Annotated in this window: 11 protein-coding genes; 3 read left to right on the top strand and 8 right to left on the bottom strand. The window is 69.4% G+C overall.

Features of this window, described 5'->3' with window-relative positions; all coding sequences use genetic code 11:
* Positions 1-53: 53 nt before the first annotated feature.
* From AC3WSN_RS21780 to AC3WSN_RS21745, 8 genes are all read right to left on the bottom strand, one after another.
* Positions 54-1,259, bottom strand: a complete 1,206-nt coding sequence (locus AC3WSN_RS21780; protein WP_492540774.1) for an L-dopachrome tautomerase-related protein — start codon at positions 1,257-1,259, stop codon at positions 54-56.
* Positions 1,260-1,345: 86 nt separating this feature from the next.
* The gene (locus AC3WSN_RS21775; RefSeq protein WP_492540772.1) at positions 1,346-2,476 is read right to left on the bottom strand and encodes an epoxide hydrolase family protein; all 1,131 of its coding nucleotides are present in this window, start codon (positions 2,474-2,476) and stop codon (positions 1,346-1,348) included.
* A gap of 123 nt (positions 2,477-2,599) precedes the next feature.
* Positions 2,600-3,283 carry a GntR family transcriptional regulator gene (locus AC3WSN_RS21770; RefSeq protein ID WP_492540770.1) on the bottom strand — a complete coding sequence of 228 codons (684 nt, stop codon included), beginning with the start codon at positions 3,281-3,283 and terminating at the stop codon, positions 2,600-2,602.
* Positions 3,284-3,297: 14 nt separating this feature from the next.
* On the bottom strand, positions 3,298-4,305 hold the full coding sequence (locus tag AC3WSN_RS21765) for a Gfo/Idh/MocA family protein (RefSeq protein ID WP_492540767.1): 1,008 nt from the start codon (positions 4,303-4,305) through the stop codon (positions 3,298-3,300).
* Positions 4,302-5,450 carry an ABC transporter ATP-binding protein gene (locus AC3WSN_RS21760; RefSeq protein ID WP_492540765.1) on the bottom strand — a complete coding sequence of 383 codons (1,149 nt, stop codon included), beginning with the start codon at positions 5,448-5,450 and terminating at the stop codon, positions 4,302-4,304. Before AC3WSN_RS21760 ends, AC3WSN_RS21765 begins: the two co-directional genes overlap by 4 nt.
* A gap of 10 nt (positions 5,451-5,460) precedes the next feature.
* A complete protein-coding gene (locus AC3WSN_RS21755) occupies positions 5,461-6,321 on the bottom strand; it encodes a carbohydrate ABC transporter permease (protein ID WP_492540763.1) in 861 nt (286 codons plus the stop codon).
* A 1-nt stretch (position 6,322) separates the two neighbouring features.
* Positions 6,323-7,279, bottom strand: a complete 957-nt coding sequence (locus tag AC3WSN_RS21750; RefSeq protein ID WP_492540761.1) for a carbohydrate ABC transporter permease — start codon at positions 7,277-7,279, stop codon at positions 6,323-6,325.
* 4 nt (positions 7,280-7,283) lie between these two features.
* Positions 7,284-8,570 carry an ABC transporter substrate-binding protein gene (locus tag AC3WSN_RS21745; RefSeq protein ID WP_492540759.1) on the bottom strand — a complete coding sequence of 429 codons (1,287 nt, stop codon included), beginning with the start codon at positions 8,568-8,570 and terminating at the stop codon, positions 7,284-7,286.
* Between the two features lie 457 nt (positions 8,571-9,027).
* Here AC3WSN_RS21745 and AC3WSN_RS21740 point away from each other — a divergent pair, with 457 nt between their 5' ends.
* From AC3WSN_RS21740 to AC3WSN_RS21730, 3 genes are all read left to right on the top strand, one after another.
* Complete coding sequence (locus AC3WSN_RS21740; protein ID WP_492540757.1) at positions 9,028-10,191, top strand: ABC transporter substrate-binding protein; 1,164 nt, start codon at positions 9,028-9,030, stop codon at positions 10,189-10,191.
* Positions 10,192-10,286: 95 nt separating this feature from the next.
* The gene (locus AC3WSN_RS21735; RefSeq protein ID WP_238196881.1) at positions 10,287-11,162 is read left to right on the top strand and encodes a branched-chain amino acid ABC transporter permease; all 876 of its coding nucleotides are present in this window, start codon (positions 10,287-10,289) and stop codon (positions 11,160-11,162) included.
* On the top strand, positions 11,159-13,003 hold the full coding sequence (locus tag AC3WSN_RS21730; protein WP_492540755.1) for a branched-chain amino acid ABC transporter ATP-binding protein/permease: 1,845 nt from the start codon (positions 11,159-11,161) through the stop codon (positions 13,001-13,003). The genes AC3WSN_RS21735 and AC3WSN_RS21730 overlap by 4 nt, the downstream gene beginning before the upstream one ends.
* Positions 13,004-13,007 lie beyond the last annotated feature (4 nt).

Genomic DNA, 13,007 nt, shown 5'->3' with positions numbered 1-13,007 from the left:
CCTTCAGCTTGAACGCCCCCGGCTGGGGGCGCGCCGACGGACCCTGCTGAACCTCAGCGGGGCGTCCCGGGCGCTGTAGAGCCCGTCGCCGCGCCCGGTCCCGACGTGATCGCCCAGAGTTCCGTCGGAAGGCTGATCGGCGCGCCGGGCTTGTAGTCGGCCGAGTCCTGGATGTGGGACGTCGTCACGTAGATCGTGCCGTCCGGCGCCTCGCTGAACGTATCCGGCCACCGCAATTGCGGGTCCTGCACCAGGGTCGTGAGGCCGCTCCCCTTGGCGGTGAGGTCGCGGATCTTCACGGCATTGTCCTGCGGCGAGGTCACGTACATCCGCCCGTCCTTGCGGGCGATCAGCAGGCCGTCGGCGGGGCCGTTCTCGCCGACCGTGACGATCTTCGAGTCCAGCGTCCGGTCGCTCAGCATCTCGGGCACGAACGCGGCGGTCGCCCAACCGGTGAGCGCGTCGGTCGGCAGGCTGTAGAGCGTCTTGCCCTTGATGGCCTGCCAGTACAGCGTCTTCCCGTCCGGCGAGAGGGCGATGCCGTCGGCCGAGAACGCGACGTCGCGGCCGTCCGGGCGGCGCAGCGGCTTGCCGTCGTACTGCACGGTCACGCTCTTGTCCGGCATGGTCGAGGCATGGCCGGACAGCACGCGCTTGGCGGAGCCGCTGTCGAGATCCACCACGATCAGCGCCCCCTCGGCGCCGGAATCGGTCAGGTAGGCGGTCTTGCCGTCGGGCGCGATCCGCACGTCGTTGATGTACGAGGCCTGCAGCACCGTGCTGGTATCGAACGGGATCGTCTTCACGACCTGGTTGGTCTTCAGGTCGATGCCGACGAGCTTGGGGCCGTCCTTGATCACGTGCGCCATGGCGGGCGCGGCCGCATCGACCACCCAGAGACGGTCCTGGTCGTCGGCCACGACGCTCTGCACGCAGACGAAGTGGGTCTTCGGGTCGACCTCGTCCGCCTTGGCGTTGCGCCAGCTGTTCCAGTCCGCGTCGGGGTACGGAACGGGCTTGCCGTCCTTCACCTCGGCCACCGAGACGGAGGCGTCCTCGCTCCAGCGGGGGAAGTTGACGAACATGCGCCCGTCGCGGCTGACGGTGATGCCGGTGACCTGATGCGCGAAGCTTGCCACCTTGGTGAGCTTCCCCGGCCCGGAATTGGCGTCCTGAGCCGCGGCGGGGCCCGCCAGCCCGACGGCACCCGACATCAACGACGCGGCCAGCCCGATGCGAACGCCAACAGCCAGCTTCATAGCGCGCACTCCAATCCGATGAGGGGGGATGTTCGGGCCAACGCGTCAGGGCGGGGCCGGGTCCGGGATGCGGCGGGATGACCCCCTCAGCCGCGGCCCCACGCCCGCAGATCCCGGACGAACAGGTCCGGGGCTTCCAGGGCGGCGAAGTGCCCGCCGCGCGGCATCGTCTGCCAGCGCGAGACCGCGTAACCGCGCTCCAACCACTCCCGCGGCGGCGCGGGCGTGCGCGGATCCGGGTAGGCCGCGAAGGCCGTCGGCACCGTGACGCGGCGCCCCGGCGGCATCCGGCGCACGCTCTCCTGCTGCGCGCCGGCATAGAACCACGTCGCCGTCGCGAAGGCATCGGTCAGGATGTAGAGCAGGGCGTTGGTCAGGAGCTGATCGTTCGAGAAGACCTGCGCGAAGGGCCGCTCCCGCAGGTCGGCCCAGTCGTGGAAGCGCTCGACCAGCCACGCCAGCTGCGCCACCGGCTCGTCCGCCATGGCGTAGCCCAACGAGAGCGGCTTGGTGCCCTGGAGCTGCGCGTAGGCCCCGAGCGCCTGCTGACTGGCCGCGGCCGCCTTCTGCCAGGCCCGCTCCGCCGCGCTCTCGGGCTCGGCATCGGGCTGCACCAGCAGGTAGTTGAGATGGATCGCCTCCAGCGACGCGGCGTGGTCGAGGCCGAGCCAGGCCGCGACGCCGGCGCCCCAGTCGCCGCCCTGCACCCGGTATCGGGAATAGCCCAGCCCCTCGCGCATCAGGCGGTCGAACAGACGCGCCGTCGTGCGCGGCCCGATCGGCGCGGCGGGCTTTCCCGAGAAGCCGAAGCCCGGCAGCGCCGGGATCACGAGGTCGAACGCGTCCTCCGGCCGCCCGCCGTGGCGCGACGGGAAGGCCAGGGGCTCGATCACCGACCAGAACTCGTAGATCGAGCCCGGCCAGCCGTGGATCAGCAGCAGGGGGCGCCGGCCTTCCGCCTCGCCGACGACGTGGACGGCGTGCAGGTCGAGATCCTCGACCCGGGCCAGGATCTGCGGGAAGCGGTTGAGCTCGGCCGCCGCTTTGGCCTCGTCGAAGCCGTCGAGCCAGTAGGCGCACAGGCCGGCGAGGAAGTCCGGGTCGCAGCCGTAGCGCCATCCGGCCTCCGCCGGCAGGCGCGGCATGCGATGGGCCCGCACGCGCTCCCTGACCCAGGCCAGCCGGGCCGCGTCCCAGGCGACGGTGAATGTCTGCATTGAAAGCCTCCGCTCGTATCCGCGGCTCGGGAGAGCGCCGAAGCCCGCCTCCCGGCAGGAGCGGCGCTGATCTGCTTCAACGCGGCCGGGTCGAGACCGTCGCGCCGGGAATGGGCCTGGCGGCTATCGCAGCGCCGGGACCGGCTCCCGGGCGGCGGCGATGCGGGCGAGATAATCGACCTTGCTGAGCTGCAGGTGATCGACGCTGAGCTGCGCCAGCGCCCAGCGGTCGCGGTCGCGCAGAAGGTCGATCATGATCCCATGCTGGCTGATCGAGAGCCGAAGGCCGTCGGCATCCGCCAGGGTCTTGGCGCGTATCGGAAGCGTCAGGCCCATATAGTCGCTGAGCGTGCGCACGAGGTACGGGTTCCCACAGGCCTCGAACAGGGCGACGTGGAAGGCGTCGTTCGCCTCATGGATGCCGCGCAGGTCGCGCTTCTCCACCTTGTCGCAATAGGCATCCTGAAGCGCCTCGAGGCGGGCGATGAGGTCGGGCGCGGCCGGCAGCGCGATCATCAGCATCGCCTGCCGCGTCAGCATCTCGCGGACTTCGTAGATCTGCCGGACCTCCTCGGCGGAGTAGGACCTGACGGTCGCCCCGACGTTCCGCTCCCGCCCGACGACGCCCCGGCGCTCCATCTCGACCAGGGCCTGACGGATGAAGTGCCGGGAGGCGCCGAAGCGCGCCATCAGGGCATCCTCGGTCAGGCGGGCTCCGGGAGCCAGCCGCCCGAAGATGATGTCCTCCTCCAGGCGCGCCACGATGGCGCCGATGCCCTCGCGCCGGAGGGGCAGGATGGAATCCACGGAGCCGTCCCCGGTCACCGGGCTTCCGCCCGGCCCGCGAGCCGGTAGCAATCCTCTACGAGCCGCAGCGTCTCGAGATTGTCGGCCGGTTCGGTCTCGAACGGCGCGCCATCCTCCAGGCGGTCGATGAAATGCGCGATCGCTGCCGCGTAGGACTCCGCGTAGGTGGCGGCGAGGTCGAAGGTTTGAAGCCGCGTCTCCCGCCCCGTCATCGACAGCTCGGATCCCTGGAGCCGGATCGCGCCGCCGGGACCCAGGATCTCGAGGCGGTCGGGGGACGCGGGTGGGGCCCCATGGGCCGCGAAGGTCGCGAACACCTGCACGGCGACCCCGCCGGGACCGGTGAGCTGGATCAGCGCCGTGTCCTCCCCCGCGAGGTCCGGACAGGTCCGGCTGGTCGCGCAGGCGGTGACCCGCAGCGGCCCCAGCAGCATGCGCAGCGTGTCGAGGTGATGGATGAGGACCTCGGCGACGAGCATCCGCGCCTCGTCGCGCATGAACGGCTGGCGCTCCAGGGCCGGATAGCGGCCCGCGCCGTCCGGCAGGGTGCCGCTCGTCACGAGATCCAGCCGCGCCGCGAAGGGCCGCCCGATGACCCCGGCGCGCAGCCACGCCGCGGCCTCACGGTAATAGGCGCGGAACCGCCAGTTCTCGTGCACCATCAGACGTGCCCGGCCCTCCACGGCGGCGACCAGCGCCTCCGCCTCCGCGAGCGTCGGGGCCAGGGGCTTCTGGCAGAGGATCGGCAGCCCGTGATCGGCCGCCAGGCGGACGAGCTCGGCATGCACGGCGCGGGGCGCCGCGATGTCGACGGCGTCGAGGCCACCCGCCGCCAGCAACGCCTGGGCGTCCGGGTAGGTGTGCGGGATCTGGAACGCTTGGGCCCGCGCCTCGCGCCGCTCGGCGGACGGGTCGGCGATCGCGACGACTTCGGCGCGGCCCTTCAGGGCGGCCCAGCCTGCGAGATGATGCTGGGTGACCCAGCCTGCCCCGATCAGGCCGATCCGCCGGACGGCGCTCAATGGACAGCTCCGGCCCTGCCCGGGCCGCCTCCGGGCAGAGGCGTGGCGGGGATGGCGGCCGTGGTCCGCGCGTCGAACAGAAAAGCGGCCTCGGACCGGAAGAACAGGTCGACGATTGCGCCCACCTCGGCGCGCGTGTCGCGCGGCAGCCGGGCCGTGCATTCGGTGCCGCCCTCCGTCTCCACGGCGAGGAGCGTCTCGGCGCCGAGGGGCTCGACGGCGAAGACCCGCCCCCGGATCCGGCCGGCCGCTGCGCTCCCGGCCGCCTCGGTCGACAGGTGCAGGTCCTCCGCCCGGACGCCGAGCACCACCTCGCGACCGGCAAGGGGGGCGAGCGCGGCCGGCGCCCAGCGCGTCAGCGCGGTCTCGATCGCGGCCGTGCGGACGCGGTCCCCGCCGGTGAACGGCACGGTGAACAGGTTCATCGGCGGCGAACCGAGGAAGCGGGCGACGAAGGTGTCGGCCGGGTTCCAGTAGACGTCGAGCGGCTTCCCGACCTGGGCGACGCGGCCGCCGTTCATGACGCAGATCCGCGTGCCCATGGTCATCGCCTCGACCTGGTCGTGGGTCACGTAGATCATCGTGGACGCGAGCCGGTGATGCTGCTTGATCAACTCGTTGCGGGTGTTGACGCGCAACGCCGCGTCGAGGTTCGAGAGCGGCTCGTCGAACAGGAACACCATCGGCTCGCGCACCATGGCGCGCCCGAGGGCGACGCGCTGGCGCTGCCCGCCCGACAGGGCCTGGGGCTTGCGGTCGAGATAGGGGACGAGACCCAGCATCGCGGCCGTCTCCCGGACCCGCCGCTCGATCTCGGCGGAGGGCGTGCGGCGGCGCTTGAGGCCGAAGGCGAGGTTCTCGGCGACGGTCATGTGCGGGTAGAGGGCGTAGGACTGGAACACCATCGCGATGTCCCGGTCCTTGGCGGGCACGTCGTTCATCGTCCGGCCGTTGATCGACAGCGTGCCGGACGAGATGGTCTCGAGGCCCGCGATCATGCGCAGGGTCGTGGACTTGCCGCAGCCGGACGGGCCGAGCAGCACCATAAACTCGCCGTCCCCGATCGTGACGTCGACGTTGTCGACCACGACCGGCCCGCCGGAGCCGTAGCGTTTGCAGATCTTCGAGAGCTGAACGACCGCCATCTACGGGCCCTTACTTGACGGCGCCCGCGGTCATGCCGCGGATCAGCTTCTCGGAGAAGAAGATGTAGACGATGATCACGGGCACGACCGAGATCATGACGCCGGCCGCAATCATGCCGATGTCCTGGAAATGGTCGCCCATGAAGGCCCGGATGCCGATCGGGAGGGTCCGCTTGTCCGGATCGGTGATGAGCACCACCGCGAACAGGAACTCGTTCCAGAGCTGGATGAAGTTCAGGATCAACGTGGTGGCGATCGCCGGCATGCCGATCGGCAGGACGATGCGGCGGAAGATCTCGATGTCGCCGTAGCCGTCCATCTTCGCGGCATCGAACAGGTCCTGCGGGATCCGGGCGAAGAATCCCTCCAGCAGATAGACCGTCAGCGGCAACTGCAGCGAGACATAGACGAGCGTCAGCCCGAGAAGGCTGTTGTACAGCCCGTAATCGACCAGGATCTGATAGAGCGAGATCAACGTGATCTGCGGCGGGAAGATGATCGACGAGAACAGGATACCGTAGACGATGCGGTTGCCGCGGAACCGATAGCGGGCGAGCGCGTGGGCGGCCGCGGCGCCGACCAGCGTCACCACCGCGACCGCGGCGACGACGACGATCGTCGAGTTCCAGAAATAGGTGGCGAAGTCGGAATCGACCCAGGCGATCCGGAACTGTTCCCAGTGGAACGGGCGGGGCCAGGCGTAATGGTCGGCCGAGATCTCGCCCGTGGTCCGCACCGACATGGTCGCCAGCCACAGGAACGGCCCGAGCGTGTACGTGGTGTAGGCGGCGATAGCGACCGCGAGGGCCGTCCGGCTCGCCAGGAAGCCGCCCCGCCCGGCGGCCGGGGGCACGGTCGCGTCGGCGCTCACGTCAGTACTCCAGCCGATCGCGGGATTTGAAGACCCGGTTGAGGATGATGACCGCCGCGCAGACTACGCCGAACCAGACCGTCGCGATCGCCGACGGGTAGCCGAGGTCGAAGGTGTTCCAGTTGAAGGCGCGCTTGTAGACGTAGGTCGAGACCGTCTCGGTCGCCCAGAGCGGCCCTCCGCCGGTCATGATCCAGACGAGGTCGAAGACCTTCATTTTCCCGATGAAGGCGAGGACGTAGAGGTTGAGCAGCGTGGGCCGCAGCATCGGAACGATCACGTAGCGCAGCTTCGCGCCCCAGCCGCAATTGTCGAGCTCGGCCGCCTCCAGCACCTCGGACGGCAGCGCGTGGATCGCTGCGAGGCAGACCACCATGTTGAACCCGGCCCATTTCCAGGCATGCGTCACGATGAGGGACGCCAGCGCGGTGTTCGGGTCACCGAGCCAGGAGCGGGCCAGCGCGTCGAGCCCGACAGCCCGGAGTCCCTCGTTCACCACGCCCCAGTCGTAGTTGTAGATCCACATCCACAGGATCGCGACCACGACGTAGGAGAGCAGGACCGGCGTGAACCACGCGACCCGGAGGAAGCGCGCGAACGGGACGCCGGCATAGAGCGCGAGCGCCAGGAGCAGGCCCGTCGCGACGTCCAGCACCGGGGCGACGAAGGCCCACACGAAGGTGTTGCGCACCGCGATCCAGAACGTCTCGTCGCCCAAGAGGTCGCGGTAATTGGCGAGCCCGACGTAGGTCCGTTCCGACCCCTCGATCGTGAACAGGCTGTCGAAGATCGTCCGGAAGGCCGGGTAGGCCGTCAGGCCGAGATAGATGACGAGCGCGGGGGCGAGGAAGACGATCAGGACGGGCCAGCTCGCCCGCCGCGGGTCCGACACGCGACCCGATGCCGGTGCATCCTCCGCGGGCGGCGCCGTCGTCTCGAGAGCCGTGATGCCCGCCACCGCGTCAGCTCCCCTTGCGGCAGGCCGCGTCCATCTTGTCGGCGGCCTCGGCCACGCCGATCAGGCCGGCCGGGAAGGCGTTGTTCATAACCTGGGTGTATGTCTCGGCGCACTTGGATCGATAGTACAGCAGCGGTGTTCCGAAGAAGTAGGTCGCGCCCTTGTTGCGGGCGTTGAGCTCGGCGAAGTACTCGGCATGGCTCGAGTTGATCTTCGCCGGATCCGATTTCAGGCCGGTCTGCAGGGAGACCTGCTCCATCCACTTGTCGCCATTCCCGGCGGTGGCCATGGAGTCGAGCAGCGCGCCGGCGCAAGGTTTGTTCTTCCCGCGCGCATACATCACGAAGCTGCCGGCCACCGCCAGCGTCTTGCAGGTCGGGCACTTGCCATCGTCCATGGCGGGGAATTGCATGATGCCGAGGGGGAAGTTCGCCGGCATGCCGCCGCTCTCGGGTGAGGCGAAGGCGCGTCCCGTGAACCAGCTCGGATCCGGGAAGGTCAGGGCGCCCGGCTTCTGGTAGAAGTAATAGTGGGACTCGCCGAGCTTCAGCGTCGCGAAGCTCTTCGGATAGGCGCCGGCATCAACCAGCCCCTTGAACCACGTCATCACCTCTTGGACGCGCGGATCCTTGAAGGACAGCGTCCCGTTCAGGAGCTTCCCGTAATCCTCGGTGCCCAGCTTGCGCAGGAGCGACTCGAACAGGAGCAGGCCGCCCGGGAACGGCCGGTCGCCGACGCCCTGCGACACGGGCGTGATGCCGGCCGCGGCCCCCTTCCTGACCAGATCCGCGAAGCCGGCCTGTGTCAGCTGATAGGACGGCGGCACCTCGACGCCGACCTTCTTCACCAGATCCTTGTTGTAGTACAGCTCGACCGTGTAGGCCTCGACCGGCAGGCCGTAGACCTTGCCCTTGTAGGTCCAGGCCGGCTTGGCCCAGTCCTCGAACTTGGACAAGTCGACATGGCCATCGAGCGGTTCGAGGAAGCCGCCCGCCAGGAATTCGGGCTGGTCAGGCTCCAGGTAGAAGACGTCGGGGGCCTGGCCTGTGCGAACGGCGGATTTCGCCTGCGTATAGATGTCGGCTTTCGGGATGAAGCTGAGCTTGACCGCGCATTGCTTGTTGGTGGCTTCGAATTCCCGGACGCGAGCGGCCACCCAGTCCTTCTTGGCCGGCTCGTCCGGCCAGTTCGACCACATGGTGATCTGGACGGGCTCGGCCGCCACGGCAGTCCCGGCCGCGAGCAGGCCCGCGCCGAACGTGAACGCCAGTCCAAGGCCAGCCCTCGGCATCGCGCCTTCCTCCCTCATGTTTGTTGCCCAGATCGTCCGCGACTGATTCGGGATTGTCAATAAATATGCGGCCGTTGCGGATCGATCGTGGGCACCTGGCTCCGATCTCGTGGATTTTATTGATAATCGAGGATCGGGCCGCACATGCGTAAGCGCCGGCGGCGGCCTGTTTCCGGTCGTTTCGTCGGGTTGAGAGATCGTCGGGGCGGTGGATAGGCTCCGTGGGTCGCGCCTGCGCCAAAGCGATGTTGAGCGGCTGCCGGCAAGCACAGGTTCCGTTCCGCGGCGATCGTTTGTCCTGTCCGCACCCGGCCGAACGCTATCGAGTGACGATCTCAGGTGTTCTTCTCATCGAAGCGGACCGCTGAACCTGCGGCAGGATGGACAGCGACGCGCTGAGTATGGCCGATTGTCGCCAACGCCGGGCTTAAGCATCGGCGACGGGACGGATACGCCAATGAAGACGACGCGTCGCGTTTTCCTGACAGGTGCCGCATCCGCCATCGCGGGCGGTCTGGCGCCGGGGGTGATCCGCTCGGCCTGCGCGCAGGGCGCCGGGTCGACGATCCGGATCGGCATGGTTCTGCCGGTGACGGGCCCGGGTGCGGATGCCGGCCGCTACGCCCTCGCCGGAGCCAAGATCGCCCTGGAGGCGGTCAACAAGGCCGGCGGCGTGCTGGGCAAGCCCCTGGAGATCGTCACCGAGGACGACCAGACCACCAATCCCGGCGCGGTCTTCGCCTTCTCCAAGCTCGCCTCGCAGAGCGACCTCGTCGGCTTCCTGGGCTCGATCCGCTCGACCCAGAACCACGCCATGGCGCCCGACATCCTGAAGTCCGGCAAGCCCGTCTGTTTCGGCGGCACCGACCCGGTGCTGACCCAGCTCGGCAATCCCTGGCTGTTCCGCTTCCGACCCAACGACAGCTTCTCGGCCCGGGTGATCGCCGAGCACGGCGTCAACGGGCTGGGGAAGAAGAAGTGGGCGATCATCCACTCCACCGACGCCTTCGGCACCAGCGGCGCCAAGGCGCTGACCGAGAGCTTGGCCAAGGGCGGCGCCACGGTCGCCCTCGACCAGGGCTACACCAACCAGAGTCAGGACTTCACCCCGGTCGTGCTGGCGATCCGCCAGTCGGGCGCCGACGTGATCGGCTCGTACTTCACCTTCGAGAACGACATCGGCATCTTCGCCCGGCAATTGCGCCAGCTCGGCGTCACCGCGCCGTGGGTCGGCTCGCCCTCGATCACCAACGTGACGGCGCTGAAGCTTGCCGGGCCGTCGCTCTACGGCACCTACGGCGTGGCCGACTACGCCGAGGAATCGAGCGACGCCGCCCGGGCCTTCGGCAAGGCCTATCGGGCCGCCATGAAGGTCGCCCCCGACAACCAGTCGTCCTGGACCTTCGACGCGGTGACGGTGCTGGCCAAGGCGATCAACACGGCGGGCAAGACCGACCCGCAGGCGATCCGCGAGGCCCTGCTCGCGGTGCGCGGCCACGAGGGCGCCGAGGGTACCTACAACTTCGACAAGAACGGCGACGGCCTGCACGGCTACAACGTCGTGCGCAATGACAAGGGCAACATCGTCTTCGACCGGCGGATCGACTTCTACCAGGGCTGAGACGTGCCGATCGCGCCAGGCCTCGGGGCCGCGCCGATCCAGCCGGATCGGCGCGGCCCCGGCGCATCCCCGAGGAAGCAACGCGTGCGGACCGCATGGACCTGATCCTGCAACTCCTCTTCACCGGGATCGGCATCGGCTCCGTCTACGCCCTGGTGGCGCTCGGCTTCGTGCTGATCTTCCGCGCCACCAACGTGGTGAACTTCGCGCAAGGCGAGTTCTCGATGGTGGCGGCCTTCCTGATGGTGGTCTTCGCCGTCGATCTGCAATGGCCCTACTGGCTGTCGCTGCTGCTCACCCTCGGCGGGATGGCCCTGCTCGGCGCCCTGTTCAACCTGGGCGTCTACTACCCGCTGCGGCACCGCAGCTACCTGCCGGTGATCATCTCGACCATCGGCGCCTCGATCTTCCTGGCCAACACCACGCTCGCCCTCTACGGCCCGCAACCGCAGGTGCTGCCGCCCGTGTTCGAGACCCAGGGTTTCCTGCTCGGGCCGGTCTTCCTCGACAGCCAGTACCTGCTGATCATCGCCGCGACGGCCACCCTGGTGGCGTTCCAGTACTGGTTCTTCGAGCACACGCTGGTCGGCAAGAAGCTGCAGGCGACCTCGCAGGACAAGGAGATGGCCGCGCTCCTCGGCATCCCGGTGGCCGGCATGATCATGCTGACCTTCGTGTACAGCGCGGTGCTCGGCGGCATCGCCGGCATCCTGGTGGCGCCGGTGCTGTTCGTGTCGATCCAGATGGGCGCCACGATCGCCCTCAAGGCGTTCGCGGCGACGATCATCGGCGGCTTCGGCGACGTGACCGGGGCAATCATCGGCGGCTTGGCACTCGGCATCATCGAGACCTTCGGGGCGGCCTACATCTCGGTGCCCTACAAGGACGCCTTCGCCTTCCTGGTCCTCGTGGTCTTCCTGGTCGTGCGCCCGCAGGGCCTGTTCGGCGAGCGCGTGGCGGAGAAGGCATGAGCGGCACCCCCACTCCGATCACCGGCCCGGCCGCCGCAGCCCCGGCCTCCGACCCCGCGGCGCGCCGCCGGCTCCCCCTCGGCAGCCTCGCCTACGCGGTGCTCGCCGCAGCCCTCGTCGCGCTCGCCGCGACGACGCCGCTCAGCGGTTACGCCCTGAACATCCTGATGCAGGCGGCGACCTACGCCATCGCGGTGATCGGGCTCACCGTGGTGCTCGGCCTGTGCGGACAGATCAACTTGGCCCAGGCCGGCTTCTTCGGCATCGGCGCCTACGCGGTCGGCCTCGGCACGGTCGACGGCGGTCTGAACTTCTGGATCTGCCTCATCACCGGCCTCGGCCTCGCCGTGGTGCTGGGCGCCGCGCTCGGCGCCTCCACGCTGCGGCTCGGCGGCCACTACCTCGCCATGGTGACGATCTCGTTCCAGCAGATCCTGACCCTGGTCCTCACCAATTGGATCCCGGTCACGCACGGGCCGGACGGCGTGCCGAACATCCGCCGCCCGGCCCTGTTCGCGGACGGGCAGAGCTACCTCGCCCTGTGCGTGCTGGTGCTGGCCGTCGTCGGCTGGCTCGTCTGGCACATGCCGCGGACCCGGCTCGGGCGCGCCATGCGGGCGGTGCGCGACAACGAGCTCGCGGCGGGCGTGTCGGGCATCGACATCTACCGCACCAAGGTCGCGGCCTTCGCCCTCGGGGCGCTGCTGGCGGGGCTCGGCGGCGGGCTGTTCGCCGGCAGCTTCACCTATATCAGCCCGGACCAGTTCTCCTTCGCCGAGTCGATCGTCTTCCTGACGATGGCCCTGCTCGGCGGCGTCGGCTCGCCGGTGGGCGCCGTGATCGGCACCGCCCTGCTGATCCTGATCCCGGAATGGCTCCGCTTCCTCAAGGAGATCCCGGGGCTGTACCTCGCGATCTACGGGCTCGCGGTGATCCTGATCGTGGTGTTCATGCCGGACGGGATCTGGGGCTTCCTCGGCGACCAGGTCCGGCGCCTGCGCCGCGCCCGTCCGGCCGCGCCGCCCGCCGCCGAACTGACGCTGAGCCAGGGTGAGGCGTCCGCCGCGCCGATGCTGGAGGTCTCGGGGCTCGCCAAGCATTTCGGCGGCCTCAAGGCCGTGGACGCGGTGAGCTTCACGGTGGCGCGGGGCGGGATCCACGCGCTGATCGGCCCGAACGGTTCCGGCAAGACCACGACACTCAACGTCCTCTCGGGCCTCTACAGCCCCACGGGCGGCACCGTCCGGCTGGCCGGGCAGGACGTCACGCGCCTGCCCCCGCACCGGCGGGCGGCGGCCGGGATCGGGCGCACCTTCCAGAATATCCGCCTGTTCCGCTCCATGAGCGCTCTGGAGAACGTCGTCATCGGCGCCGAGCGGCCCAACAACCCGCTCGCCGCCCGCGACCGGGTGACCCTGGAGGCCCGCGCCCGGGCGGCGCTGGCCTTCGTGGGGCTGGAGGGGCGGGCGCAGGAGCCGATCTCCGGCTTCTCGTACGGCCACCAGCGCCTGATCGAGATCGCCCGGGCGCTCGCCGGCAATCCCGTGCTGCTGCTCCTCGACGAGCCCGCCGCGGGACTCAATTCCAGCGAGAAGAACGCCCTGACGGTGCTTCTGCGCCGGATGGCCGCCAAGGGCCTGACCATCCTGATCATCGACCACGACATGACGCTGGTGAGCGACGTGGCCAGCCACATCACCGTGCTGAACTTCGGCCGGTGCATCGCGGACGGCGTCACCGCGGGGGTGCTGCGCGAGCCCGCGGTGATCCAGGCCTATCTCGGCGAGGACGCCGCCGCCGGCCCGGCGGCGAGCCTCAAGACCGACCTCGCTCCGGTGTGATCTC

The organism is Methylobacterium sp. FW102-HT35C08 (assembly GCF_058790235.1).
This window is presented reverse-complemented; position numbering and strand designations above follow the sequence as displayed.

Bases quoted from the DNA above. Each gene is read 5' to 3' on its own strand.
- AC3WSN_RS21780 (WP_492540774.1), bottom strand. From the start codon at position 1,259: ATGAAGCTGGCTGTTGGCGTTCGCATCGGGCTGGCCGCGTCGTTGATG.
- AC3WSN_RS21775 (WP_492540772.1), bottom strand. From the start codon at position 2,476: ATGCAGACATTCACCGTCGCCTGGGACGCGGCCCGGCTGGCCTGGGTC.
- AC3WSN_RS21760 (WP_492540765.1), bottom strand. From the start codon at position 5,450: ATGGCGGTCGTTCAGCTCTCGAAGATCTGCAAACGCTACGGCTCCGGC.
- AC3WSN_RS21745 (WP_492540759.1), bottom strand. From the start codon at position 8,570: ATGCCGAGGGCTGGCCTTGGACTGGCGTTCACGTTCGGCGCGGGCCTG.
- AC3WSN_RS21740 (WP_492540757.1), top strand. From the start codon at position 9,028: ATGAAGACGACGCGTCGCGTTTTCCTGACAGGTGCCGCATCCGCCATC.
- AC3WSN_RS21735 (WP_238196881.1), top strand. From the start codon at position 10,287: ATGGACCTGATCCTGCAACTCCTCTTCACCGGGATCGGCATCGGCTCC.
- AC3WSN_RS21730 (WP_492540755.1), top strand. From the start codon at position 11,159: ATGAGCGGCACCCCCACTCCGATCACCGGCCCGGCCGCCGCAGCCCCG.